The organism is Cedecea neteri, assembly GCF_000758305.1.
GTDB classification, from domain to species: domain Bacteria; phylum Pseudomonadota; class Gammaproteobacteria; order Enterobacterales; family Enterobacteriaceae; genus Cedecea; species Cedecea neteri_C.
Map to the genome: position 1 here is coordinate 1,190,197 of NZ_CP009458.1, position 24,142 is coordinate 1,214,338.

The 24,142-nt window shown below is 54.0% G+C and carries 27 protein-coding genes; 12 read left to right on the forward strand and 15 right to left on the reverse strand.

The genetic code is table 11. From position 1 onward, the window contains the following. Nucleotides 1–48 precede the first annotated feature (48 nt). The 5 genes from LH23_RS05570 to cysE all read left to right on the forward strand — a co-directional run bounded on the left by LH23_RS05570 (nt 49) and on the right by cysE (nt 3,190). Nucleotides 49–480 (forward strand): rhodanese-like domain-containing protein, encoded by a 432-nt coding sequence (locus LH23_RS05570; protein ID WP_039289165.1) that lies wholly within the window; start codon nt 49–51, stop codon nt 478–480. Nucleotides 481–501: 21 nt separating this feature from the next. Beyond that, the gene (gene grxC / locus LH23_RS05575) at nt 502–753 is read left to right on the forward strand and encodes a glutaredoxin 3 (protein ID WP_008457480.1); all 252 of its coding nucleotides are present in this window, start codon (nt 502–504) and stop codon (nt 751–753) included. A gap of 56 nt (nt 754–809) precedes the next feature. Further along, nucleotides 810–1,277: a protein-export chaperone SecB gene (secB, locus tag LH23_RS05580; RefSeq protein WP_008457481.1), complete on the forward strand. Its 468-nt coding sequence runs from the start codon at nt 810–812 to the stop codon at nt 1,275–1,277. After that, on the forward strand, nt 1,277–2,296 hold the full coding sequence (gene gpsA, locus LH23_RS05585) for an NAD(P)H-dependent glycerol-3-phosphate dehydrogenase (protein WP_039289166.1): 1,020 nt from the start codon (nt 1,277–1,279) through the stop codon (nt 2,294–2,296). The genes secB and gpsA overlap by 1 nt, the downstream gene beginning before the upstream one ends. A gap of 78 nt (nt 2,297–2,374) precedes the next feature. Then, nucleotides 2,375–3,190, forward strand: a complete 816-nt coding sequence (gene cysE, locus LH23_RS05590) for a serine O-acetyltransferase (RefSeq protein ID WP_008457483.1) — start codon at nt 2,375–2,377, stop codon at nt 3,188–3,190. Here cysE and trmL read toward each other — a convergent pair. The 3 genes from trmL to cpxR form a co-directional block, all read right to left on the reverse strand. Further along, on the reverse strand, nt 3,187–3,660 hold the full coding sequence (gene trmL, locus LH23_RS05595) for a tRNA (uridine(34)/cytosine(34)/5-carboxymethylaminomethyluridine(34)-2'-O)-methyltransferase TrmL (protein ID WP_039289167.1): 474 nt from the start codon (nt 3,658–3,660) through the stop codon (nt 3,187–3,189). The two genes, cysE and trmL, sit on opposite strands and share 4 nt — an antisense overlap. A gap of 94 nt (nt 3,661–3,754) precedes the next feature. Then, the gene (gene cpxA, locus LH23_RS05600) at nt 3,755–5,125 is read right to left on the reverse strand and encodes an envelope stress sensor histidine kinase CpxA (RefSeq protein ID WP_039289168.1); all 1,371 of its coding nucleotides are present in this window, start codon (nt 5,123–5,125) and stop codon (nt 3,755–3,757) included. Next, complete coding sequence (gene cpxR, locus LH23_RS05605; RefSeq protein ID WP_039289169.1) at nt 5,122–5,820, reverse strand: envelope stress response regulator transcription factor CpxR; 699 nt, start codon at nt 5,818–5,820, stop codon at nt 5,122–5,124. The genes cpxA and cpxR overlap by 4 nt, the downstream gene beginning before the upstream one ends. A gap of 151 nt (nt 5,821–5,971) precedes the next feature. Between cpxR and cpxP the strand changes: the two genes are divergently transcribed. The 5 genes from cpxP to LH23_RS05630 all read left to right on the forward strand — a co-directional run bounded on the left by cpxP (nt 5,972) and on the right by LH23_RS05630 (nt 11,198). Next, nucleotides 5,972–6,481 (forward strand): cell-envelope stress modulator CpxP, encoded by a 510-nt coding sequence (gene cpxP / locus LH23_RS05610; RefSeq protein WP_039289170.1) that lies wholly within the window; start codon nt 5,972–5,974, stop codon nt 6,479–6,481. A 122-nt stretch (nt 6,482–6,603) separates the two neighbouring features. Then, entirely contained in the window at nt 6,604–7,506 is a 903-nt protein-coding gene (gene fieF / locus LH23_RS05615) for a CDF family cation-efflux transporter FieF (protein ID WP_039289171.1), read from the forward strand. 182 nt (nt 7,507–7,688) lie between these two features. Then, a complete protein-coding gene (gene pfkA / locus LH23_RS05620; RefSeq protein WP_008457500.1) occupies nt 7,689–8,651 on the forward strand; it encodes a 6-phosphofructokinase in 963 nt (320 codons plus the stop codon). Nucleotides 8,652–8,803: 152 nt separating this feature from the next. Further along, nucleotides 8,804–9,793 (forward strand): sulfate ABC transporter substrate-binding protein, encoded by a 990-nt coding sequence (locus tag LH23_RS05625; RefSeq protein WP_039289172.1) that lies wholly within the window; start codon nt 8,804–8,806, stop codon nt 9,791–9,793. 100 nt (nt 9,794–9,893) lie between these two features. Beyond that, entirely contained in the window at nt 9,894–11,198 is a 1,305-nt protein-coding gene (locus LH23_RS05630; RefSeq protein ID WP_039289173.1) for an SLC13 family permease, read from the forward strand. A 48-nt stretch (nt 11,199–11,246) separates the two neighbouring features. On the opposite strand, the gene tpiA is transcribed toward LH23_RS05630, so the two are convergent. Then, nucleotides 11,247–12,014, reverse strand: coding sequence for a triose-phosphate isomerase (gene tpiA / locus LH23_RS05635; protein ID WP_039289174.1), 768 nt, complete (start codon nt 12,012–12,014; stop codon nt 11,247–11,249). A gap of 108 nt (nt 12,015–12,122) precedes the next feature. Then, nucleotides 12,123–12,722: a DUF1454 family protein gene (locus tag LH23_RS05640; protein ID WP_039289175.1), complete on the reverse strand. Its 600-nt coding sequence runs from the start codon at nt 12,720–12,722 to the stop codon at nt 12,123–12,125. Nucleotides 12,723–12,839: 117 nt separating this feature from the next. On the opposite strand from LH23_RS05640, the gene LH23_RS05645 reads away from it, so the two are divergent. Then, the gene (locus LH23_RS05645; RefSeq protein ID WP_008457512.1) at nt 12,840–13,259 is read left to right on the forward strand and encodes a DUF805 domain-containing protein; all 420 of its coding nucleotides are present in this window, start codon (nt 12,840–12,842) and stop codon (nt 13,257–13,259) included. A gap of 1 nt (nt 13,260) precedes the next feature. Here the strand turns inward: LH23_RS05645 and fpr are convergent, their stop codons facing one another. From fpr to LH23_RS05665, 4 genes are all read right to left on the reverse strand, one after another. Beyond that, entirely contained in the window at nt 13,261–14,007 is a 747-nt protein-coding gene (gene fpr, locus LH23_RS05650) for a ferredoxin--NADP(+) reductase (protein ID WP_039289176.1), read from the reverse strand. A gap of 99 nt (nt 14,008–14,106) precedes the next feature. Then, nucleotides 14,107–15,117: a class II fructose-bisphosphatase gene (gene glpX, locus LH23_RS05655; RefSeq protein ID WP_039289177.1), complete on the reverse strand. Its 1,011-nt coding sequence runs from the start codon at nt 15,115–15,117 to the stop codon at nt 14,107–14,109. Nucleotides 15,118–15,223: 106 nt separating this feature from the next. Continuing rightward, entirely contained in the window at nt 15,224–16,738 is a 1,515-nt protein-coding gene (gene glpK / locus LH23_RS05660; RefSeq protein ID WP_008457520.1) for a glycerol kinase GlpK, read from the reverse strand. Nucleotides 16,739–16,759: 21 nt separating this feature from the next. Further along, on the reverse strand, nt 16,760–17,614 hold the full coding sequence (locus LH23_RS05665) for an MIP/aquaporin family protein (RefSeq protein WP_008457530.1): 855 nt from the start codon (nt 17,612–17,614) through the stop codon (nt 16,760–16,762). Between the two features lie 435 nt (nt 17,615–18,049). Here LH23_RS05665 and zapB point away from each other — a divergent pair, with 435 nt between their 5' ends. Further along, nucleotides 18,050–18,289 carry a septal ring assembly protein ZapB gene (gene zapB, locus LH23_RS05670; protein ID WP_008457532.1) on the forward strand — a complete coding sequence of 80 codons (240 nt, stop codon included), beginning with the start codon at nt 18,050–18,052 and terminating at the stop codon, nt 18,287–18,289. Between the two features lie 62 nt (nt 18,290–18,351). On the opposite strand, the gene rraA is transcribed toward zapB, so the two are convergent. The 6 genes from rraA to cytR all read right to left on the reverse strand — a co-directional run bounded on the left by rraA (nt 18,352) and on the right by cytR (nt 24,068). Then, entirely contained in the window at nt 18,352–18,837 is a 486-nt protein-coding gene (rraA, locus tag LH23_RS05675; protein WP_008457535.1) for a ribonuclease E activity regulator RraA, read from the reverse strand. 95 nt (nt 18,838–18,932) lie between these two features. After that, a complete protein-coding gene (gene menA, locus LH23_RS05680; RefSeq protein WP_039289178.1) occupies nt 18,933–19,859 on the reverse strand; it encodes a 1,4-dihydroxy-2-naphthoate polyprenyltransferase in 927 nt (308 codons plus the stop codon). Between the two features lie 77 nt (nt 19,860–19,936). Beyond that, a complete protein-coding gene (gene hslU, locus LH23_RS05685; protein ID WP_008457542.1) occupies nt 19,937–21,271 on the reverse strand; it encodes an HslU--HslV peptidase ATPase subunit in 1,335 nt (444 codons plus the stop codon). A gap of 9 nt (nt 21,272–21,280) precedes the next feature. Further along, nucleotides 21,281–21,811: an ATP-dependent protease subunit HslV gene (gene hslV / locus LH23_RS05690; protein ID WP_008457544.1), complete on the reverse strand. Its 531-nt coding sequence runs from the start codon at nt 21,809–21,811 to the stop codon at nt 21,281–21,283. Between the two features lie 89 nt (nt 21,812–21,900). Beyond that, nucleotides 21,901–22,944 carry a cell division protein FtsN gene (gene ftsN / locus LH23_RS05695; RefSeq protein WP_039289179.1) on the reverse strand — a complete coding sequence of 348 codons (1,044 nt, stop codon included), beginning with the start codon at nt 22,942–22,944 and terminating at the stop codon, nt 21,901–21,903. Between the two features lie 89 nt (nt 22,945–23,033). Further along, nucleotides 23,034–24,068 carry a DNA-binding transcriptional regulator CytR gene (gene cytR, locus LH23_RS05700; RefSeq protein WP_039289180.1) on the reverse strand — a complete coding sequence of 345 codons (1,035 nt, stop codon included), beginning with the start codon at nt 24,066–24,068 and terminating at the stop codon, nt 23,034–23,036. Nucleotides 24,069–24,142: the final 74 nt, after the last annotated feature.

The window sequence follows — 24,142 nt, forward strand, 5'->3', positions numbered from 1 at the left end:
CCCCACCTGGTTTTCTCATCATTACTTAGTCGGGAGTTATTACCCCCCATGCAAGAAATTATGCAATTCGTTGGTCGCCACCCCATACTTAGTCTGGCGTGGGTTGGTCTGCTGGCCGCGGTACTTTTCATGACCTTTAAAGGCCTGGCCTCTAAAGTCAAAGTGATCACACGCGGTGAAGCCACTCGCTTAATTAACAAAGAAGATGCAGTGGTTGTTGATGTGCGCCAGCGTGATGATTTCCGTAAAGGCCACATTGCGAATTCACTGAACGTGCTGCCAACAGAAATCAAAAGCGGCAACTTGGGTGAACTTGAAAAACACAAAGCTAAACCCATTATTGTGGTGTGCGCTAACGGTGTTTCTTCACAAGAATCAGCGGCTTTGTTGAACAAAGCTGGTTTTGAGCAGGTTGCGCTGTTAAAAGAAGGTATTGCTGGCTGGAGCGGGGAAAACCTGCCGCTGGTTCGCGGTAAATAATCTGGAACACTGAGGTAAACCATGGCGAATATTGAGATCTATACCAAAGCGACTTGTCCTTTTTGCCACCGTGCAAAAGCCCTGCTGAACGAAAAAGGCGTGGCGTTCCAGGAATTACCTATTGATGGTGATGCCGCTAAGCGGGAAGAGATGATCAAACGCAGTGGCCGTACCACGGTACCGCAGATTTTTATTGACGCACAGCATATTGGCGGTTGCGATGACTTGTACGCACTGGATGCGCGTGGTGGACTCGATCCCCTGCTGAGCTAGTGCGGTTTGTCTGCCGTGTATCGCAGAGTAAGGACGTTTAAATTTAAGGGTTAACAATGTCAGAACAAAACAATACAGAAATGGGTTTCCAGATTCAGCGTGTTTACACCAAGGATGTCTCTTTCGAAGCACCTAACGCACCGCACGTATTCCAGAAAGACTGGCAGCCAGAAGTAAAACTGGATCTGGATACTGCATCCAGCCAGCTGGCTGAAAATGTTTATGAAGTTGTGCTGCGCGTAACCGTGACCGCTACGCTGGGCGAAGACACCGCTTTCCTGTGCGAAGTTCAGCAGGCGGGTATCTTCTCCGTTGACGGTATCGAAGGCACGCAGTTGGCGCATTGCCTGGGCGCATACTGCCCGAACATTCTGTTCCCATATGCGCGTGAATGTATCACTAGCCTGGTTTCTCGCGGTACTTTCCCTCAGCTGAACCTTGCACCGGTTAACTTCGATGCGTTGTTCATGAACTATCTGCAGCAGCAAGCTGGCGAAGGTGCTGAAAACCATCAGGATGCCTGATGAACAGCCTTAATGCTTCAATGACTGTTATCGGTGCCGGCTCTTACGGCACCGCTCTCGCTATCACCCTTGCGAGAAATGGCCACCACGTAGTGCTGTGGGGTCATGACGCTAAACATATCGCTACGCTGCAGGCCGATCGCTGCAATGTTGCTTTCCTGCCCGATGTCCCTTTTCCCGATACCTTGCATCTTGAGAGTGATTTAGCCGTAGCGCTGGCTGCCAGCCGTAATATTTTGGTGGTCGTACCGAGCCATGTGTTCGGGCAAGTGTTGCGTCAAATCAAGCCGCTGATGCGCCCAGATGCACGTATTGTGTGGGCGACAAAAGGGCTGGAAGCTGAAACGGGTCGTCTATTGCAGGATGTTGCCCGTGAGGCGCTGGGAGATGATGTTCCTCTGGCGGTCATTTCTGGCCCGACATTTGCGAAAGAGCTGGCAGCAGGTTTACCGACGGCGATTGCGCTTGCGGCAACCGATGACCAGTTTGCGGATGATCTCCAACATCTTCTGCACTGCGGTAAAAGCTTCCGTGTCTACAGCAATCCCGATTTCATCGGAGTTCAGCTTGGTGGGGCGGTTAAAAACGTTATCGCTATTGGCGCAGGGATGTCGGACGGCATCGGGTTTGGTGCCAATGCTCGTACCGCGCTTATCACCCGTGGTCTCGCGGAGATGACTCGCCTTGGCAGTGCACTCGGTGCTTCTCCGGAAACCTTTATGGGCATGGCCGGCTTGGGCGATCTGGTGTTGACCTGTACCGATAATCAATCTCGTAACCGTCGCTTTGGCATGATGCTCGGTCAGGGAATGGATGTGGATGGCGCACAGCAGAAGATTGGCCAGGTGGTTGAAGGCTATCGCAATACCAAAGAAGTTCGCGAGCTGGCGGCTCGGGTAGGCGTCGAAATGCCAATAACCGAGGAAATTTATCAGGTATTGTATTGCGGAAAAAATGCGCGCGAGGCAGCATTAACGTTGCTTGGTCGTACTCGTAAGGATGAACGAAGCGGCAAATGAAGGATCGCCTAATACACCGCAATAACTGAAACGTCCCGACCCTGGTGTCGGGCGTTGTTTTTATGTCTGGAGAGAGCAATGTCGTCAGAAGAACTGGATTTGGTGTGGAGCAATATTAAAGCCGAAGCGCGAGCGCTTGCGGATTGTGAACCCATGTTGGCCAGTTTTTATCATGCGACGCTCCTCAAACACGATAATCTTGGGAATGCGCTCAGCTACATGCTGGCCAATAAGCTGGCTTCGCCGATTATGCCGGCCATCGCCATTCGTGAGGTTGTTGAAGAGGCCTACGCGGCCGATCCGCAGATGATTGCCTCTGCAGCTTGCGACATCCAGGCGGTGCGCACGCGTGACCCTGCAGTAGACAAGTATTCAACGCCGCTGCTTTATCTTAAAGGCTTTCATGCGCTGCAGGCGTATCGCATTGGCCATTGGCTTTGGCTGCAGGGAAGACAGGCACTGGCTATCTTCCTGCAGAACCAGGTCTCCGTTTCTTTCCAGGTTGATATTCACCCTGCGGCAAAAATCGGTTGTGGGATCATGCTCGACCACGCTACCGGGATTGTCATTGGTGAGACGGCGGTCGTTGAAAACGATGTCTCTATTCTGCAATCGGTCACCCTGGGCGGTACCGGTAAAACCAGTGGCGATCGCCATCCGAAAATCCGTGAAGGCGTGATGATTGGTGCGGGTGCTAAGATCCTCGGTAATATTGAGGTCGGAACCGGCGCAAAAATTGGCGCAGGCTCCGTCGTGCTACAGCCTGTTCCGCCGCACACTACGGCAGCCGGCGTACCGGCACGCATCGTGGGCACGCCTGGAAGTGACAAGCCAGCGATAGATATGGATCAGCACTTCAACGGCGCTGGCTTTGAATACGGTGACGGCATTTAGCTTCTGAGAACGGCGCCCTGATACCCCAACTGGCGCCAGGCCTCATAGACCACCACGGACACCGAGTTAGAGAGATTCATGCTGCGGCTGTCCGGCATCATGGGAATGCGAATCTTTTGCTCGGGTGGCATCGCGTCCAGTATCTCCGCTGGCAGCCCACGGGTTTCCGGACCAAACATCAAATAGTCTCCTGCCTGATAACTCACAGCGCTGTGGGCGGGTGTTCCCTTGGTTGTTAAGGCAAACAGGCGTTGAGGGTTTTCGGTTTCCAGAAAGGCGTTATAGTCGCGATGGCGTAGCACTGTCGTAAATTCGTGATAATCCAGCCCGGCACGACGCAGGCGTTTATCATCCCAGGGAAAGCCCATTGGCTCAATGATATGCAGGCGGAAACCAGTGTTGGCGCACAGGCGGATAATGTTCCCGGTATTGGGTGGAATTTCTGGCTCAAACAAAACGATATTTAACATACAACCCCCATCAACTAGGGGCGCAGAATAGCACCTGAGCAGAAACGAAAACAGGCTCCGTAGAGCCTGTTATTGATAATGTTAATCTTGTTTGTCAGCGATGATAAAGCGGCAGCCAGAGCGTCAGACGCAGGCCACCCAGTGGACTGTCGTCAGCTTTTACCCAGCCACGATGTTGCTGCACGGCCGTTTCCACGATAGCCAGACCGAGACCTGTACCACCGGACTCGCGGTCGCGCGCCTCATCCGTACGATAAAACGGACGGAAAATTTGCTCTCTGTCTTCCGGACTGACGCCCGGGCCGTCATCGTCAACGGTGACGGTAATACCTTGATTATCGACTGAGAAGTTGACCGCTATTTTGGTGTGCGAGTAGCGCAGGGCGTTACGGACAATGTTCTCTAGCGCGCTTTCCAGTGCATTTGGGTTACCGTACATCAGCCACGGACCCGGCGGGTAGGTGACTTCCAGCGACTTGCCCATTTGTTCGGCTTCAAAAGCGGCGTTATCCAGCATTTCTGTCCAGATTTGGTTCGCTTTCATCGTCTCGCTAACCAGCGCGTTTTTTTGCTGATTGCGCGACATCACCAGCAGATCATTGATCATGCCGTCCAGGCGTTGGGCTTCGGTTTCAATGCGCCCAAGCTCTTTGCTTTCGCCGCTGCGGCGGCGCAGTAGCGCTGTACCGAGCTGCAGTCGGGTCAACGGCGTGCGGAGCTCATGGGAGATGTCCGACAGCAGCCTCTGTTGTGCCGTCATCATTCGCTCCAGCGCAGTCACCATTTGGTTAAAGCTCGCGCCCGCTGCCTGGAATTCCTGTGGTCCAGCCTCGAGTTCCGGATGTTGGCGCAAGTTGCCCTGGGCGACTTCATCTGCTGCATTCTTAAGCTTACGGGCAGGTTTCGCAAGGCTCCAGGCCAGCCAAAGTAACAGCGGAGAACTTACCAGCATTGTGACAATTAGCAGTAAAAGAGGGCGATCGAACAGCAGGTTGATAAAGTCAGATTGCGAGCTGCTGGCCGGGCGAATCAGATAAAGTTGGTAGTTATCTTCTCCATCTCGCACCGAAAATGGGCCAACTAGCTCAACTCGCCCATATTTCTTTTTCTGGGGATGATCGGCGTTATCGGACTGGCCGATAAAGTTACGGATGATCTGCATTTCGTTGCGTTGGGCGCCAATGACGCGCCCTTCGCTGGTGACCAGCAGCAGACGCTGGCCAGGAGGTGCCCATTTGTCGATTGCACGGAACAAGCGCCGCCACCACATCAAATCATTCGGTGGATCGGTTGCCAGTTCAGCTTCGACGTGTTGCTCAATCATGTAGCCTTGACGTTGCTCATTTTCCATCAGCTCGGTCATCTGGCGTGAATCCAGCTTCGGCAGCATCAAAACTAACATCAGTACCAGAGCCAGCGTCAGCCAGAAGATGGCAAAAATGCGCGCGGTAAGGCTACTTATCATGAAGCGGAAACCATCAGATAGCCACGGCCACGCAGCGTTTTAAACCACGGATGGCCGTCTTTGCGATCCGGCAATTTACGACGCAGGTTGGAAATATGCATGTCAATTGCACGGTCAAACGGCGTTAAGCGTTTACCCAGGACTTCCTGGCTAAGGTGTTCACGAGACACCACCTGACCCAGATGCTGGGCAAGGAGATATAGTAGCGTGAACTCGGTACCGGTTAAGTCCAGTGCTTGCCCATCGAAGCTGGCTTCCTGGCGGCCTGGATTGAGGCTCAGTCCATCGACTTCTACCGTCGGTGAACTGCTATCGCTGTTTTGTTGCTGCTCGCTCCAGTGTGAACGACGCAGGATGGCGCGAATGCGGGCAACCAGCTCACGATCGTTAAAAGGTTTTGGTAAATAGTCATCTGCACCCAGCTCAAGGCCGAGTACGCGGTCAAGCTCGCTACCGCGTGCGGTAAGCATAATGACGGGTGTCTGGTGTGTCTGGCGAAGTTCTTTCAACGTATCAATGCCGTTTTTCTTGGGCATCATTACGTCAAGCAATAACAGGTCGATGCTGTCGTCCAGAAGCGTCAACGCTTGCTCACCATCGTGAGCAACAACTACGTCAAAACCTTCCATGTCGAGCAATTCCTTTAACAGGGAAGTCAGCTCTCGGTCATCATCAACTAACAGGATTTTATTCATTGTGAAATTACCTCCGAGGCAGAAATTACGTCATCAAGGCGCGCTAATCCATGACTTTACGTTGTTTTACACCCCCTGACGCTAGTTTGCAGCGGGAATCGTAGACTGGCTCTCGTTGAATCGCAGCACACACAGATTTCGGGAGCAAGTGATGCGCAATGTTACCGCTGCCGTCATGGCCTCAACACTGGCATTTATCTCGTTCGCCAGCCAGGCCGCTGATTTGCCGACCGGCGTTAACTGGCCACAAAGCGACAATCTGGCGAAACGAAACAACGCTCAGAATCACATGTTTGACGGCATAAGTTTGACTGAGCAACAACGCCAACAGATGCGAGATCTTATGCACCGGGCAAGGCATGATAGCCCACCCGTTAATGTTAGCGAAATGGAGATCATGCATCGCCTGATCACCGCTGATAAATTTGATGAAGTGGCAGTGAAAGCTCAGGCTGAAAAAATGGCACAAGAACAGGTTGCCCGCCAGGTCGAGATGGCAAAAGTACGCAACCAAATGTACCACTTACTCAGTCCAGAGCAGCAAGCCGCTTTAAATGAGAAACACCAGCAGCGCATGGACCATCTCCGTGAACTGTCGGAACTGCAGCAGGGTGTTTCGCTGCAGGCCATGAGTAGTAGCAGTACCCGTAGTAACCAGTAACAAACCCTGTTTTCCTTGCCATAGACACCATCCCTGTCTTCCCCGCCTCACCAGGCGGGTTTTTTTTGCCCGACGCTCAGGCCTGTCCGCTATACTACCGGCATTCACCTGCGGGAGCCCCCATGAATCAACAATATGGGCAGCTGGTTAGCCGGGCTGCAATCGCGGCGACCGTTATGGCGTCGTTGCTACTTTTAATAAAAATTTTCGCCTGGTGGTATACCGGCTCGGTCAGTATTCTGGCGGCACTGGTGGACTCGCTGGTTGATATCGCAGCTTCATTGACGAACTTGCTTGTGGTGCGTTATTCACTTCAGCCCGCAGACGAAGAACATACATTCGGCCACGGCAAAGCGGAATCGCTGGCCGCTCTCGCACAAAGCATGTTCATTTCTGGATCGGCACTGTTCCTGTTTTTAACCGGTATTCAGCACCTGGCTGAGCCTTCCCCGATGAAAGAGCCTGGGATTGGCGTTGCGGTAACGGTTGTGGCCCTGATAAGCACCTTAGTTTTGGTGACGTTCCAGCGCTGGGTAGTGCGAAAAACGCAAAGCCAGGCCGTCCGGGCCGATATGCTTCATTATCAGTCTGATGTTATGATGAATGGCGCAATTCTTATTGCGTTAGGCTTATCCTGGTATGGTTGGCATCGTGCTGATTCGCTGTTTGCTTTGGGTATTGGCGTGTACATTTTGTATAGCGCGCTGCAAATGGGCTATGAAGCCGTGCAATCGCTGCTTGATCGGGCGTTACCAGACGAGGAACGTCAGGCTATTATTGATATCGTGAATGCGTGGCCCGGCGTCAGAGGAGCCCACGATCTCCGAACGCGGCAGTCAGGGCCGACCCGCTTTATACAGCTTCATATTGAGATGGAAGATAATTTACCGCTGGTTCAGGCGCACGTTGTGGCTGAACAGGTGGAGCAGGCGATTCTGCAGCGTTTCCCAGGATCGGATGTGATTATCCACCAGGATCCTTGCTCTGTTGTCCCGACGGGACGGCAGGGGCATTTCGAGCTTTAGTTTTACGTTGGAAAGTTGGCGCTGACTGGCAGTTTTTGCATAATGTACCGCCATTTGGCCTGACCTGAATCAATTCAGCTGGAAGCCGTTGTTATACTATTTGGGCAGCGTCGAAGCTTCGGATTGCCCGCAGCGTTTTCCGGCAACAGGATTAATTTTGCTTTCAAAGTTCAGAGGTAGTCATGATCAAAAAAATTGGTGTGTTGACGAGTGGCGGTGATGCGCCGGGCATGAACGCGGCGATCCGCGGTGTGGTGCGTGCAGCGCTGTCAGAAGGTCTGGAAGTCATGGGTGTCTATGATGGCTACCTGGGTCTGTACGAAGATCGCATGGTGCAGCTGGACCGCTATAGCGTGTCCGACATGATCAACCGTGGTGGTACATTCCTCGGCTCCGCTCGCTTCCCTGAGTTCCGCGATGAAAACATTCGCGCCGTGGCTATCGAAAACCTGAAAAAACGCGGCATTGATGCGCTGGTGGTTATTGGCGGTGACGGTTCTTACATGGGGGCGATGCGCCTGACCGAAATGGGCTTCCCTTGTATCGGCCTGCCGGGCACCATCGATAACGATATCAAAGGCACCGACTACACGATCGGTTACTTCACCGCACTGGAAACCGTGGTTGAAGCGATTGACCGCCTGCGCGATACCTCCTCTTCACACCAGCGTATTTCCATTGTTGAAGTGATGGGGCGTTACTGCGGTGACCTGACCCTGGCGGCGGCTATTGCCGGTGGCTGTGAGTTTGTGGTTCTGCCGGAAGTTGAATTCAGCCGTGAAGACCTGGTGGCAGAAATCAAAGCCGGTATTGCCAAGGGTAAGAAACACGCCATTGTGGCTATCACCGAGCACATTTGCGATGTTGATGAACTGGCTAAATACATCGAAACCGAAACCAAACGCGAAACCCGTGCTACTGTTCTGGGCCACATCCAGCGCGGTGGTTCCCCGGTAGCGTATGACCGTATCCTTGCATCTCGTATGGGGGCTTACTCCATCGAGCTGCTGCTACAGGGCTTTGGCGGTCGCTGCGTCGGTATTCAGAACGAAAAACTGGTTCACCATGACATTATCGACGCGATTGAAAATATGAAGCGTCCGTTCAAAGGTGACTGGCTGGATTGCGCTAAAAAACTGTACTAAGTAGAGCTCTTGTTAGCGAAAACCGGGCATTGCCCGGTTTTTTTATTGCCTGTTATATCGCCAAAAGTTATAGCCAATCTTTTTTTATTCTTTAATCCTTGAAATAGTTTCTGGCAGGCTGGTCGCATCAAACTTCATAAAGAGAGCGGGCGATGAACAAGTGGGGCGTGGGTTTAACATTACTTTTGGCTTCTGGTGGCGTACTGGCGAAGGATATTCAGTTACTCAACGTGTCTTACGATCCGACTCGTGAACTGTATGAAGAATACAACAAAGCGTTCAGTGCTCACTGGAAGCAGCAAACCGGTGATACGGTCACCGTGCGCCAGTCACACGGCGGATCCGGGAAACAGGCAACGTCAGTCATCAATGGTATTGAAGCCGACGTCGTAACCCTGGCGCTGGCCTATGACGTGGATGCCATCGCTGAGCGCGGGCGCATTGATAAAAACTGGATCAAGCGCCTGCCGGACAATTCTGCGCCATATACCTCCACCATCGTATTCCTGGTGCGCAAAGGCAACCCTAAACAAATTCATGACTGGAACGACCTGATTAAACCGGGTGTTTCTGTCATCACGCCAAACCCGAAAAGCTCCGGCGGTGCGCGCTGGAACTATTTAGCTGCATGGGGTTATGCGCTGCACCACAACAATAACGATCAGGCGAAGGCGCAGGACTTCGTTAAAGCTTTATTCAAAAACGTAGAGGTGCTGGACTCCGGCGCTCGTGGTTCGACCAACACCTTTGTTGAGCGCGGCATTGGCGATGTGCTGATTGCGTGGGAAAACGAGGCGTTACTGGCTACCAATGAATTGGGCAAAGACAAATTTGAGATTGTGACCCCGAGCGAATCTATCCTTGCGGAACCGACAGTGTCCGTAGTGGACAAGGTTGTTGAGAAGAAAGGGACTCAGGCCGTGGCGGAAGCCTATCTGAAGTATCTTTACTCACCTGAAGGTCAGGAGATTGCGGCGAAGAATTACTACCGTCCGCGCGATCCTGAAGTCGCGAAGAAATACGAAAAAGAATTCCCGAAACTGAAGCTCTACACGATTGATGAAGAGTTTGGCGGCTGGGCGAAAGCGCAGAAGGACCACTTCTCCAACGGCGGCAGCTTCGACCAAATCAGCAAGCGTTAACGTTAAATGGCCCTACGGGGCCATTTTTGTTTCCACGGTCTGACATTTACTCGCAGAATATCTTCCCGTAGAGTGCTGAAAAACTCTACAGGAGACAGGTATGTCGCTCTGGTTGTCAGACCCTCTGATCCTGCCCGGCATTATTATCCTCATCACTATTGTCCTTTGGGCCACATCTGCGCTGCCTGAATACCTGACTGCACTGTTATTTTTCGCCGCGGCGATGGTGGCGAAGATAGCCCCGGCCGAAGCGATTTTTAGCGGTTTTGCCTCATCGGCTTTCTGGCTGGTATTCAGCGGTTTTGTGTTAGGCATAGCGATTCGCAAAACGGGTCTGGCCGATCGGGTTGCGCGGGGACTTTCCGCCCGGCTGACGGACTCCTGGCTCCATATGGTAGGCAGTGTTGTACTGTTAAGCTATGCGCTGGCATTTGTTATGCCTTCAAATATGGGACGTATTGCCCTGCTGATGCCGATTGTTGCCGCGATGGCGAAAAGAGCGTCCGTCGGCGAGGGTACTCGAGCCTGGTACGGCCTGGCGCTGGCCGTGGGGTTTGGTACTTTCCAGCTCTCGGCGACGATTTTACCGGCGAACGTGCCGAATCTGGTGATGAGTGGGGCGGCGGAAGGGTCTTATGGCCTGCATCTTAACTATCTGCCTTATTTGCTGCTACACACGCCGGTGCTCGGCATTCTTAAAGGCGTCGTGCTGATCGGCCTGATTGCCTGGTTATTTCCCGGCAAGCCGTTGCCACCAACGCAAATTGAGCACCCTGGGCCGATGAGTGGCGAAGAAAAGCGGCTGGCGTGGCTGCTGGCTGTGGTGCTCGGGTTATGGGTGACGGAAAGCTGGCACGGCATTGGTCCCGCATGGATAGGGCTGATGGCCGCCTGCGTGACGCTCTTGCCGCGTATTGGATTTATCAGCGGCGAGGAGTTTGCCAGCGGCGTGAATGTGCGCACCTGTTTTTATGTCGCGGGCATTCTGGCTCTGGCCACGACCGTGACGCATATCGGCCTTGGGGCGCTTGTGGGCGAAAAGCTAATGGCGATTATGCCGCTGGATATCAGCATGCCGTTCACCAGCTTTGCAGCGTTAACCGGTATCACCAGCCTGCTCAACTTCATCGTCACTGCGAACGGCGTTCCAGCGCTCTATACCACGTTTGCCGAGAGTTTTTCGCAGGCGACCGGCTTCCCACTTTTGACGGTGATTATGATCCAGGTGCTGGGCTACTCAACGCCGCTCCTGCCGTATATGGCGTCGCCGATTGTGGTGGCTATGGGGTTGGGAAAAGTGCCGGCAAGGGAAGGGATGAAGCTTTGCCTGGCGCTGGCCGTGGTGACGTTTTTGATTTTACTGCCGCTGGATTATGGCTGGTTCCAGTTGCTGCATAAACTGTAAAAAAAACGGCTCCGCAAGCGGAGCCGTTCATCAATACTGTTCGCGTAATTACGCTTTTTTCGCTTCAGCTGCTGCTTTAACGATAACCGCGAAAGCGTCCGCTTTCAGGGATGCACCGCCAACCAGAGCGCCGTCGATGTCCGGCTGAGCAAAGAGCTCTGCTGCGTTTTTATCGTTAACGGAACCGCCGTACTGGATGATCACTTGCTCTGCTACTTTCGCGTCTGCTTTAGCAATGTGGTCACGGATAAATTTGTGAACTGCCTGAGCCTGAGCTGGGGTTGCAGATTTACCGGTACCGATAGCCCAGATTGGTTCGTAAGCGATTACCGCGCCTTCGAACGCTGCTGCGCCCTGAGTTTTCAGCACGGCGTCGATCTGGCGTGCACAAACTTCTTCGGTTTTGCCCGCTTCGTTCTCAGCTTCGCTTTCACCGATGCACAGAACTGGCACCAAGCCTGCTGCTTTCAGCACGGCGAATTTCTTAGCGATGAACTCGTCGGACTCTGCGTGATAGGTACGACGCTCAGAGTGGCCGATGATGATGTATTTAGCACCGATATCTTTCAGCATGTCTGCAGAAACTTCACCGGTAAACGCGCCGGACAGGTTAACGTCTACGTTCTGCGCGCCAAGAATGATGTGGCTACCGGAAGCAGCGTGTTTTGCCAGGTCCAGGTACATGGTTGGTGGGGCGATAGCCACGCCGCAGCCTTCCACGCCAGACAGCTCTTTACGCAGGTTAGCAACAAGCTCGTTAACCATGTGTTTGCTGCCGTTCAGTTTCCAGTTACCCATCACTAAAGGATGTCGCATTTTAATTCTCCACGCGGTAAGCAATAAAAAGAATCACTGCCCGTCGGGCAGCTTGGTCTGTGAAACAGTATAGAGAGTCGGCGGGCGAAAGGCTTTGCTTTTTGTCATTTATTCGCCGCTGTTTAGCGTCTCAGATAGCGTTAGCTTAATCGGTTCAACGGCGAAAGTTAGCCCTTTTTCGCCGTTATCTGCCACGACATAGCGAATGGCGCCGTCGTTCTGAGCGAAATAGCGCTTATTTTTGCCGTCGCTGAGCAGTTTGGTCAGTTTCTGCTGGCTTTGTACTTTGGAAAGCGTTGGCGTGAAGCTGCGGATAATCGCGGCCATGTACTCCAGCGCCTTGCCACGGGCGGCTTTTTGCTCCGGTCCCTGAATGGGGAGCCAGGTTATCTGCATCGACTTAATTTTTAGGGTGCCGAGTTCCAGCGCCGCAGAAGCATAGAGGTTTTCGTTGATCTTGGTCGCGGCGCGGGTCAGGTTGGCTTTATCGCGGCTCTTCTCCACGGCGCGAAATTCGTTCAGCGGCAGCGAAGGATTATCGATATCAAATTTGCCGCGAAACTGGGTAATGGTCAGGTCGAAAGTGGGCGCGCCTGGCAGCAGATAGGGCGCCGCCGGAAGCTGAGATGCTGCGTCTGACGCAGGATCTGCCCGGCTCACCGCCAAAGGCAGCGCCAGCAGCACGAGGGCAGGCAGCAGGTATTTCATCGACACACTTCTCCTGATGGGTTCATCATCCCGATTAAATCGGCAATCCGTTGGCTTGTCAAAACGGGCGGTGACCAGGGTACACTACGCCGCGATAAAATAATAAGGACCTTACCCATGACCATACAGCAATGGTTGTTCTCTTTTAAAGGGCGTATTGGACGCCGCGATTTTTGGATTTGGATCGGCGCATGGATAGTCGGACTGATTATTCTGTTTACCCTGGCTGGAGCCGAAATCATGCCGTATTCCACGGCGGGCTTCTTCCTCACCGGCTCGCTGATTCCAACTGCGGCGGTGATTGTGAAGCGCCTGCACGACAGGGATAAAAAAGGCTGGTGGGCGCTGCTGTTTATTCCTGCCTGGCTGCTGGTGGCGGGAAACTGGGAAACCTTTGGCACTCTGTGGCAGTGGGGATTGGGGCGTTTTATCCCGACTCTTATTTTTGTCATGGTGTTGATGGACCTGGGCGCTTTTGTGGGCACCCAGGGCGAAAACCGTTTCGGAAAAGAGACCAGCGAAGTTAAATTCCGCTGATTTACCAGTAATGCTCGGCGGTCATATGGCCAGGCCTGCGGCGCAGGTGTTTGGCCATTTGCCGGGTATCTTTCAGAAGCTGTTGCGTGTCACGCACCATTTGCGGGTTACCGCATAGCATCACGTGGCTGGTTTCGGTATCCATCGGTAAACCTACGGCCGCCTCAAGCTCACCGCTTTCAATCAGCGCCGGAACGCGCCCGGTAAGCGAACCTGCGACCGTTTCACGGCTGACCACGGTTTGAATACGCAGTTTCCCCTGATAGCGCTCTTGCAGCTCAAGCATGAGCGGGAGATAGCTTAAATCGCTGGCGTAGCGAACCGCATGGAGCAGCACGATATTCTCGAAGCGCTCAAGATCTTTGCCTTCCTGCAGAATAGAAAGATAAGGCCCTAGTGCGGTGCCGGTTGCCAGCATCCAGAGCGTTTTGCACTCAGGGATTTCTTCCAACACGAAGAACCCGGCGGCCTCGCTGACCAGCTGCACTTCATCGCCAGGCTGGAGTGCATGCAGACGAGGGCTGAGTTTGCCTTCCGGCACAGTGACCAGGTAGAACTCGAGATCGGGATTGCTTGGGGCGTTAACGTAGGAGTAAGCGCGCTGCACGCGTTCGCCGTCAATTTCCAGCCCAAGCTTGGTAAATTGCCCGGCGGTAAACGCATGCACCGGCGCATGAACCGTCAGGCTGAAGAGAGAATCCGTCCAGTTTTGAACTCTGGTAACTTTACCTGTAACCCACTCCGCCATGTTGTACTCCCGTCGTCGCTTTTTACCTATCTTCACCAGAATGTGGCAGCATTTCCAGCCCAAACGAGCCGGAAAGCTCGAACCAACAAACGAGAAACGTTACAGAATATGCTTCTGTACCTCGGTATCTTTACGATCGAGATAGTGAATAGACTGAATACGGCGAATCGTGCGGGATTTACCGCGAATCAGTAACGTCTCCGTGGTGGCCATATTGCCTTTACGGGTGATCCCTTCCAGCAGGTCGCCTTTAGTGATGCCGGTAGCAGAGAAAATAACGTTGTCGTTACGCGCCATTTCATCAAGCCTCAGCACGCGTTCAGCTTCGATGCCCATTGCTTTGCAGCGCGCCAGTTCCTGCTCGCCGATGCGGCGATTCTCTTCGCTGTCGCCTTTTACGTGGTGACGGGCCAGCAGACGGCCCTGCATGTCGCCGTCCAGCGCGCGGATCACTGCCGCTGAAACCACACCTTCCGGCGCACCGCCGATGCCGTAGAGGACATCAACTTCGCTGTCCGGCATGCAGGTCAGGATAGAAGCTGCCACGTCGCCATCGGGAATAGCAAACACGCGCACGCCAAGCTTCTGCATCTCTTTGATCGTGTCATCATGACGTGGTTTGGCAAGAATGGTCACGGTCAATTCGCTCAGCGGTTTTTCCAGCGCAGCGGCGATGCGGCGCAGGTTGTCCTCGAGGCTGAGATTAAGGTCGATGACGCCTTTGGCTCCCGGCCCCACAATCAGTTTTTCCATATACATATCGGGCGCATTGAGGAAGGTGCCTTTGTCGCCCACCGCGAGCACTGCCAGAGCGTTGGCCTGGCCCATCGCAGTCATGCGCGTACCTTCGATGGGGTCAACGGCGATATCGACCGCGTCGCCTTTGCCGGTCCCGACTTTTTCGCCGATGTAGAGCATTGGCGCTTCATCGATTTCACCTTCGCCGATGACGATTTCGCCGTCAATATTGATTTGGTTAAGGACGATACGCATGGCGTTTACCGCTGCGCCGTCGGCGACATTTTTATCGCCACGGCCAAGCCATTTGTAGCCAGCAAGGGCGGCGGCTTCGGTCACGCGGGAAAATTCGATGGCAAGTTCACGTTTCATAGCTGACTCATTTAGCAAACAGAATTGCCGGGGAGTTTAGCACAGGCGAGGAAAGGGGCGGGAAAGACAGAGACTGAAAGGCCCCTATTCAGGGGCCTTGTAGGGATTACTTCTCTTCGTGATCTTCCCAGGCAAGAGCGCGTTTAACCGCCTTTTGCCAGCCGGCGTAGCGGTAATTACGCTCGGTGGTTTCGATACCAGGACGGAACTCTTTCTCGATGACGGATTTCTCCTGCAGTTCGTCGAGGTTCTGCCAGAAGCCCACGGCCAGACCGGCCAGGTAAGCCGCACCCAGCGCGGTGACTTCGCGAACTTCAGGACGCTCAACGCGGGTGCCCAGAATGTCGGACTGGAACTGCATCAGGAAGTTGTTGGCTACCGCCCCGCCGTCCACGCGCAGTGCATGCAGACGAATACCGGAGTCTGCCTGCATTGCTTCCAGCACGTCACGGGTCTGGTAGGCGATCGATTCCAGCGTGGCGCGAATGATGTGATTAGAGTTCACGCCACGGGTCAGACCGAAAATAGCCCCGCGTGCATACGGATCCCAGTAAGGTGCGCCGAGGCCGGTGAACGCAGGCACAACGTATACGCCGTTGGTATCCTTCACCTTGTTGGCGAAGTACTCAGAGTCGAACGCATCGCCAATCAGCTTCATTTCGTCACGCAGCCACTGAATGGACGCACCCGCCATGAACACCGCGCCTTCCAGTGCGTAGTTCACTTCACCTTTCGGGCCGCAGGCGATGGTCGTCAGCAGACCATTGGTGGAGGCCACGGCTTTCTCACCGGTGTTCATCAGCATAAAGCAGCCGGTCCCGTAGGTGTTCTTCGCCATCCCTTCTTTCACGCACAGCTGACCAAACAGCGCGGCCTGCTGGTCACCTGCGATCCCGGCAATAGGAATACGCGTGCCGCCCTTACCGCCGATGTTGGTCTGGCCATAGACTTCAGAAGACTTACGTACTTCTGGCAGCATAGCGCGAGGAATATCCAGCGCCTCCAGCATGCGGTCATCCCAGTCCAGCTCGTGAATGTTAAACAGCATGGTACGAGAGGCGTTGGTGTAGTCGGTGACGTGTACACGCCCCTGAGTCATCTTCCAGATGAGCCAGGTATCGACGGTACCGAACAGCAGTTCACCGCGGCGAGCACGCTCGCGGGAACCTTCGACGTGGTCGAGGATCCACTTCACCTTCGTGCCGGAGAAGTACGGGTCTACCACCAGGCCGGTGTTGTGACGGACGTATTCTTCCATGCCGTTGCGCTTCAATTCTTCACAGATATCAGCGGTACGGCGGCACTGCCAGACGATAGCGTTGTAAATTGGCTTGCCGGTTTCACGCTCCCATACCACCGTGGTTTCACGCTGGTTGGTGATACCGATGGCCGCGATTTCGTCGGAGTTGATGTCGGCTTTCGCCAGCACTTCTACCAGCGTGGAGCTTTGGGTGGCCCAAATTTCCATCGGGTCATGCTCTACCCAGCCTGGCTTAGGATAGATTTGTTCAAACTCACGCTGCGCAACGCTAATAATGTTGGCGTCATGATCCAGGACGACGGCACGCGAACTGGTTGTTCCCTGGTCGAGAGCGACGATGTACTTTTTTTCTGTAGTCATAATCAAGTCCTGAAGTCAGTATTACAGTGCTTTTTGCTGAGAGGTCACCTTGCTGTCTGGTTTGTCTTCTTCGACAACGCAGACGTCGCATGGCAGGTGGCGACCAATCAATTTACGGTAGCCGAATGCACCAAGGGAGGCGCCGAGAATAGGCGCAAACAGCGGCACCAGGAAGTAAGGGATATCTTTCCCACCTGTGAAGGCGACGTCGCCCCAGCCAGCCAGCCACGCGAAGGTCTTCGGCCCAAGGTCACGTGCTGGATTCATCGCAAACCCGGTCAGTGGCCCCATGGAAGCGCCGATCACCGCGATCAGCAGGCCAATCAGCAACGGAGCCAACGGACCACGCGGCACGCCGTTGCCATCGTCGGTCAGCGCCAGAATAACGCCCATCAGAATGGCAGTGATCACCATTTCTACGGCGAATGCCTGCACGAAGTTAATGTGTGGGTTCGGATAGGTGGAGAAGATGCCGGCCAAATCCAGACTTTCTACGCTGCCGCGCACCATATGGTGCGTTTGTTCGTAGTCGAGGAACAGATTGTAATATAAGCCATAAACCAACGCGGCGGCGCAGAATGCGCCAAGGAACTGTGAAATAATAAACGGCACGACTTTGCGTCCGTCAAAACAAGCGAACAGCCAGAGTGCGATCGTTACTGCCGGATTAAGATGTGCGCCGGAAACCCCTGCGGTCATATAGATGGCCATCGCCACCCCTAAGCCCCAGATGATGCTGATTTCCCACTGCCCGAAGGTGGCACCGGCCACTTTCAATGCAGCAACACATCCCACACCGAAGAAGATCAACAACGCGGTACCCATGAATTCGGCGATGCACTGGCCTTTTAAGGTTGTTGTAGCGGTCTGACTCATAGTGGGGTCCTGAAGGCAAATTGATGATTATTGTTGTCGAGCATCCTTGTCACCTTTATGCCATGTAGGCATGGTGTTAATTTATCGTTAACGAGCACAAACGAGAAATATCGAACTTAAAATGTGCGTGGTGCGTCAAGAAAATGAGCGTTTTCGCGCTAAAAAATGAGCGGTGCTTCATGTGAACGCAGGGGGAATTACGCGTTTTGTTAACGTGTTTTTTAACAATTCGAATCGACCGTGAACCCTGGCTTTCAGCATAGGCTGAAAAACGTCATGTTACGCAAAGAGCGCGGTAAGCCGCTGGACACGGGCATCCGGGCTACTTACAATCGAGTTACGCTACGTGTTGCGCATACGTTCATAAAGGCGTCGCCGAAGAATCGGGACGAGGATAGCCATCCATCAACGCCTTGCCATTCAGGAGAGTTCGAAATGTCATTTGAAGTGTTTGAGAAACTGGAAGCAAAAGTTCAGCAGGCGGTTGACACGATTACGTTGTTACAGATGGAAATCGAAGAGCTGAAAGAGAAAAATAACGGTCTGGCTCAGGAAGTTCAGCAGGCACAAAGCAACCATGAAGAGCTGGTGCGTGAAAACAGCAGCCTGAAAGAACAACAGCATGTCTGGCAGGAGCGTTTGCACGCGCTGCTGGGCAAAATGGAAGAAGTGTAATTCCGCTTCCGACAAAACAGAACGGGCGCCTCAGGCGCCCGTTTTACTATCTACCGGCTGGATTATTCAATATCCAGCGGGTCTTCGGAGAGAATGATGCCGGTGTTGTCGGCATACAGATGATCGCCGGAGAAGAAGGTCACGCCACCAAAATTGACGCGCACATCGCTTTCGCCAATGCCTTCTCCCGCGGAGCCAGCCGGGATAGCGGCAATCGCCTGAATGCCAATATCCAGCTCTTCCAGATCGTCCACCTGACGCACCGCGCCATAAACCACAATGCCTTCCCACTCGTTTTGCAGCGCAAGACGAGCCAGTTCCGCATCAATCAGCGCGCGACGTACCGAACCACCGCCGTCTACCAGCAGGACTCGACCACGGCCATTCTCTTCGAGCAGATCGTACAGCAACCCGTTGTCCTCGAAACATTTCACCGTGATGATTTGCCCACCAAATGACGAGCGGCCACCAAAGTTAGAGAACAACGGCTCAACGACGTTGACCTCTTCCTGGTAGATGTCACAAAGCTCAGAAGTATCGTATTTCATAGGATTAAGGTTCATTTGCTGCAGGAGTTGTCAGTATATCGCGTTCTGTTAACTGTTGGCAAAATCATCAATTGTTAATTGATATTTGTCAGTCATCACGCGACGGTACTGAGGACGACGCCCAGAGCAAACAGCAGATTTGTCAGCAACGCGGCTTTGACGGTGCGTTCCAGCATCGGGCGCATCGCCACGGGATCTTGCTCCCGCAGGACATAGGCAGCCTGCTTGAGCAGAAGCGGCGCAGCCAGAACAAACAGCCATCCCCACAGGCTCTTGAGCCAGATAAGGTTAAACAGGGCGAGGCAGGCCAAAGAACCGATCAGCAGAGCGGCATGATAACGGCGTGCAACAGTGGGGCCCAGGCGCACGGCGAGCGTACTTTTACCGTTTTCACGGTCACTGTCGATATCACGTAGGTTATTGATATTCAGTACGGCCGTTGCGAGCAGACCGCAAGCGGTAGCGGGCAGAATAACCAGCGGTGCGAGTGAATGAGCCTGCAGGTACCAGGTCCCTGCGACGCTAATCCAGCCGAAGAACACCAGCACAGAAATATCCCCCAGCCCCATATAACCGTAAGGGCGGGTGCCGACGGTGTAGGTAATGGCGGCGACGATAGACATTACGCCAAGCAGCAGGAAGCCCATGAAATCAGCAAAAGTGTGACAGGCGAGGGCGACCAGCGACAGGCCCGACAGACAAATGAGGATGACGGTGATGACCAGCGCACGTCTCATCTGCGCCTGAGTAATCATCCCTTTCTGCATCCCACGCAGCGGCCCAATGCGATCCTCTTTATCGCTGCCTTTAACCGCATCGCCGTAGTCATTGGCGAGATTGGACAGGATTTGCAAGAGGCCGGCGGTCAACAGCGCCAGCAGCGCCACGGCGGGGTCAAATACGCCTTGCCAGTAGGCCAGGGCTGAACCGCAGACGATTGAAGCAAACGCCAGAGGCAGCGTGCGTGGGCGAAGGCTTTCCAGCCAGGCCTGGGTGACACTTGTAGATTGCGAATCGCTCATTATTTGGTTGCCAGTTTAGATAAAAAAATGGAGGGCATAAGCCCTCCATTTCAAATGAAGAAAATGCGTTAGCCGGATTATAGGATAAAACGGCTCAGGTCTTCATCTGCAACCAACTCATCCAGATGTTTGCCGACGTATTCGGCATCGATCAGAATGGACTGGCCATCTAACTCGCTGGCGTCATAGGAGATATCTTCCATCAGACGTTCAAGGACGGTGTGAAGGCGACGAGCACCGATGTTTTCGGTTGATTCGTTCACCTGCCAGGCCGCCTGAGCAATACGACGGATACCGTCCTCGGTAAAGTCGATGTTCACGCCTTCGGTTGCCATCAGCGCTTTGTACTGTACGGTCACGGAAGCGTTAGGTTCGGTCAGGATGCGCTCGAAATCGTCCACGGTCAGCGCCTGCAGCTCAACGCGGATAGGCAAACGCCCCTGCAGCTCAGGAATCAGGTCTGACGGGCTGGCAACCTGGAATGCGCCGGAAGCGATGAACAGGATGTGGTCAGTTTTCACCATGCCGTGCTTGGTGGATACGGTGCAGCCTTCTACCAGTGGCAGCAGGTCACGCTGTACGCCTTCGCGGGAGACATCCGGGCCGGAGCTGTTGCCGCCGCGTTTACAAATTTTGTCGATTTCGTCGATAAACACGATCCCGTGCTGCTCAACCGCGTCGATGGCGTCCTGCTTCAGCTCTTCCGGGTTCACCAGCTTCGCCGCTTCTTCTTCCACCAGCAGCTTCATCGCATCTTTGATTTTCAGCTTACGTGGTTTCTGCTTTTGGCCGCCGAGGTTCTGGAACATGGACTGCAGTTGACTGGTCATCTCTTCCATGCCAGGAGGTGCCATGATTTCTACGCCCATCGGCGCAGCGGCGAGATCGATTTCGATCTCTTTATCATCCAGTTGCCCTTCGCGCAGTTTCTTGCGGAACGACTGGCGAGCTGCAGAAGGTTCCTGCTGGGCTTCCGCCTGGCCCCAGTTGTTCTTCGCCGGCGGGATCAGCACGTCGAGAATGCGCTCTTCGGCCATCTCTTCAGCGCGGTAGCGGTTCTTCTCGATAGACTGCATGCGTACCATTTTGACTGCGGCATCGGTCAGATCGCGGATAATAGAATCCACCTCTTTACCCACATAGCCGACTTCGGTGAATTTGGTCGCTTCAACTTTGATGAACGGCGCATTGGCCAGTTTTGCCAGGCGGCGGGCAATTTCGGTTTTACCCACGCCGGTCGGGCCGATCATCAGAATGTTTTTAGGGGTAACTTCATGGCGCAGCTCTTCATCAAGCTGCATACGGCGCCAGCGGTTACGTAAGGCGATAGCGACGGAGCGCTTAGCGTTGTCCTGGCCGATAATGTGTTTATTCAGCTCGCTAACAATTTCGCGTGGGGTCATTTCAGACATGGGAGATCCTTACGCTTTAGACGGTAATTCTTCGATGGTATGGAAGTGGTTGGTATAAACGCAGATATCACCTGCAATATCCAACGCTTTCACAGCGATATCGCGCGCGCCCATTTCGGTATTTTCCAGAAGGGCACGGGCTGCGGCCTGGGCGTACGGGCCGCCGGAGCCAATGGCAATCAGATCGTTTTCAGGCTGGATGACATCGCCGTTACCGGTGATGATCAGCGACGCGCTTTCGTCGGCCACGGCCAGCAGCGCCTCAAGCTTGCGCAGCATGCGATCGGTACGCCAGTCCTTCGCCAGCTCAACAGCGGCTTTCACCAGGTGACCCTGATGCATTTCCAGCTTGCGCTCAAACAATTCGAACAGCGTGAAGGCATCCGCAGTGCCGCCGGCAAAGCCTGCGATCACTTTATCGTTGTACAGGCGACGTACTTTTTTGACGTTACCTTTCATGACGGTATTACCCAGCGTGGCCTGGCCATCGCCGGCAATAACCACATGGCCGTTACGACGTACACTTACTATTGTTGTCACGATCGGACCCCTTTTGCATCAGCTAAACAGGAGCCCTGCGCGGTGCGCAGGGCCTAATGCCATTATAAATGGGGGGCAATTTTGGGGTTTCAACCCCCGGCAGCAAGACGAATACAGCTGGTATGTCCAGCCATCTTCAGCCGATTGATGGTGCCATCGGCATTGTCTTTACCTTTGATTGGCCCAATGACGACGCGGTTCCAGCCGTTATTGGTGGTAATGCGGGAATCAAAGCCTTCAAACGCCAGCTGAGCGCGAACGGTTTCCGCCTGCTCGCTGCCTTTAAACGAACCACACTGCACCATCCAGCGTTTTTCGTCTTTTTTCTCCTGAGCAGCAGGAGCCTGCTTAGCCACTTCTGGCTCACGCGTAATTGGCGCTGGCTGCACTTCACGCTGAACCGGTTTGGTTTGCTGTGGCGCTTTTTGCTGGCTGTGCGGTGGCGTTTGCAGCAGGTCCTGATAAGGCTGCTGATTATTTGCCGTAGAGGTTTTCGGCTGTTGCTGCTGCACGGTTTTTGGCTGCTGATAAGGCTGCGTGGTTTGCTGCGTATTGCGCGGCTGCTGGTATGGCTGCTCGGCTACACGCTGCTGTGCCCGTGGCTGCTGCGTTTGCGTATTCCACTGCTGCTGTTGTACAGGTTGAGTTTGCTGGACAATCTGTTTCTGGCGCTGCAGCGTTTGCTGGCGCTGGGCAGGGGTTTGCTCATTCCATGGGACTTCATTCAGCTGCGTTGGCTGCTGGCGCATATCCGCCTGCATTTGTTCCAGCAACTGACGCTGTTCGTTGGTCAGCTGGCTTTGGTTCATGACTTCGCCGCCGGCGGTAGGTTCGGTAGGCGCACGGACGCCGGGCTGGCGGTTTTCCAGCTCTTTAATATAACGCCAGCGCTCTTCCGGTTTTGGCGGCAAACCATTGCCGGTCACTTTGTGGCCAGGGAGCGCGTCAATCTCTTCTTTCTTATGGTGAGTAATAAAGTAAAGAGCACCGACAAAGGCCACCACGACTGCGGCCGCAATGGCAACCATCGTCGGAGAGACGGAGGGCAGACTACGTTGCTTTTTGCGGGGTGTACTTTTTTTGCGCCGCGTCCCTGCCGATTGCCCGCGGCTTACATAATCTCGTTGTGCCACTATCGTTTCGCTGTCTTTATTCGTTTATCAGTCCGCCATGTTACTTAAGGGGCGGGGCTTTGACCAGTTTATGCAGTCTTAAAAACGGCTCAATTTCTGCTGCCGGGCGCGGCGGTGCTGCCTCGCTCAATAAGATCGCAGTCCAGCAGGCGTGAACCGCTGTTAACGTTTTGGCCGTTCATGTTGTCCAGCAATAGCAGCATAGCTTCCTTACCAATATCGAAACGGGGTTGCGCGACGGTGGTGAGGGGCGGGTCACAGAACTGCGACAGGGCAATGTCGTCGAAGCCCATAATCGATAAATCTTCCGGCACTTTAAGCCCGCTGCGTTTCGCCTGAGAAAGCGCACCCAGCGCCATTACGTCACTATGGCAGAAAATAGCCGTTGGGGGTTCGGGCAGAGCAATAAGCTGTGCCAGCGCTGTGGCGCCTGCTTCATAGGTAAAATCGCCGCGCGCAATATAGTGAGGGTCGACGACGATGCCGTTGCGGCGAAGCGCCTGAACGTATCCCTGTAAGCGATAATGGCAAAGCGGCATTTCTTCAGGCCCGGCAATACAGGCGATGCGCTGATGCCCCAGCTCTTGCAGATAGTAAACGGCGTTAAAGGCGGCGGTCAGATTGTCGATATGCACCGTGGGCAGTTCCAGCTCAGGGGCAAACTCATTGGCCATGACCATCGGCGGCAGATTGCGTTGCTCTTCTTTGCTGGCGTCAAACGGCAGGCGTGAGCCCAGCAGCAGCATGCCATCAATTTGTTTGGTGATGATCAGGTCGATGAAGGTTTTTTCCTGCTGATTTTGGTGGGCGCAATCGCCAATCAGCACGAGGTAGCCGTGTGAAGCTGCGGTGACTTCAATCCCGCGAATGATTTCGCTGAAAAACGGATCGCAGATATCTGGCACGATGACCAGAATAGTGCGTGATTCGCTGCGCTTGATGTTACGCCCCAGAGAATGAGGCAAATACCCCACTTCAATCGCCGCCTGTTCTACGCGATTACGGGTGCTTTGTGAAACTTTGTCCGGGTTCATTAAGGCGCGGGATACCGTTGCAGTAGACACTTTTGCCTGCACGGCGACATCTTTCATAGTGGCATTCACCACCGGTTTCTTGGGCTTCACTTCTTCTCCTCACATGCACGCCGCTATCGTCAACACTCCTGTGTGTCTGACAGTCATCACATTCTTAGCAGAAG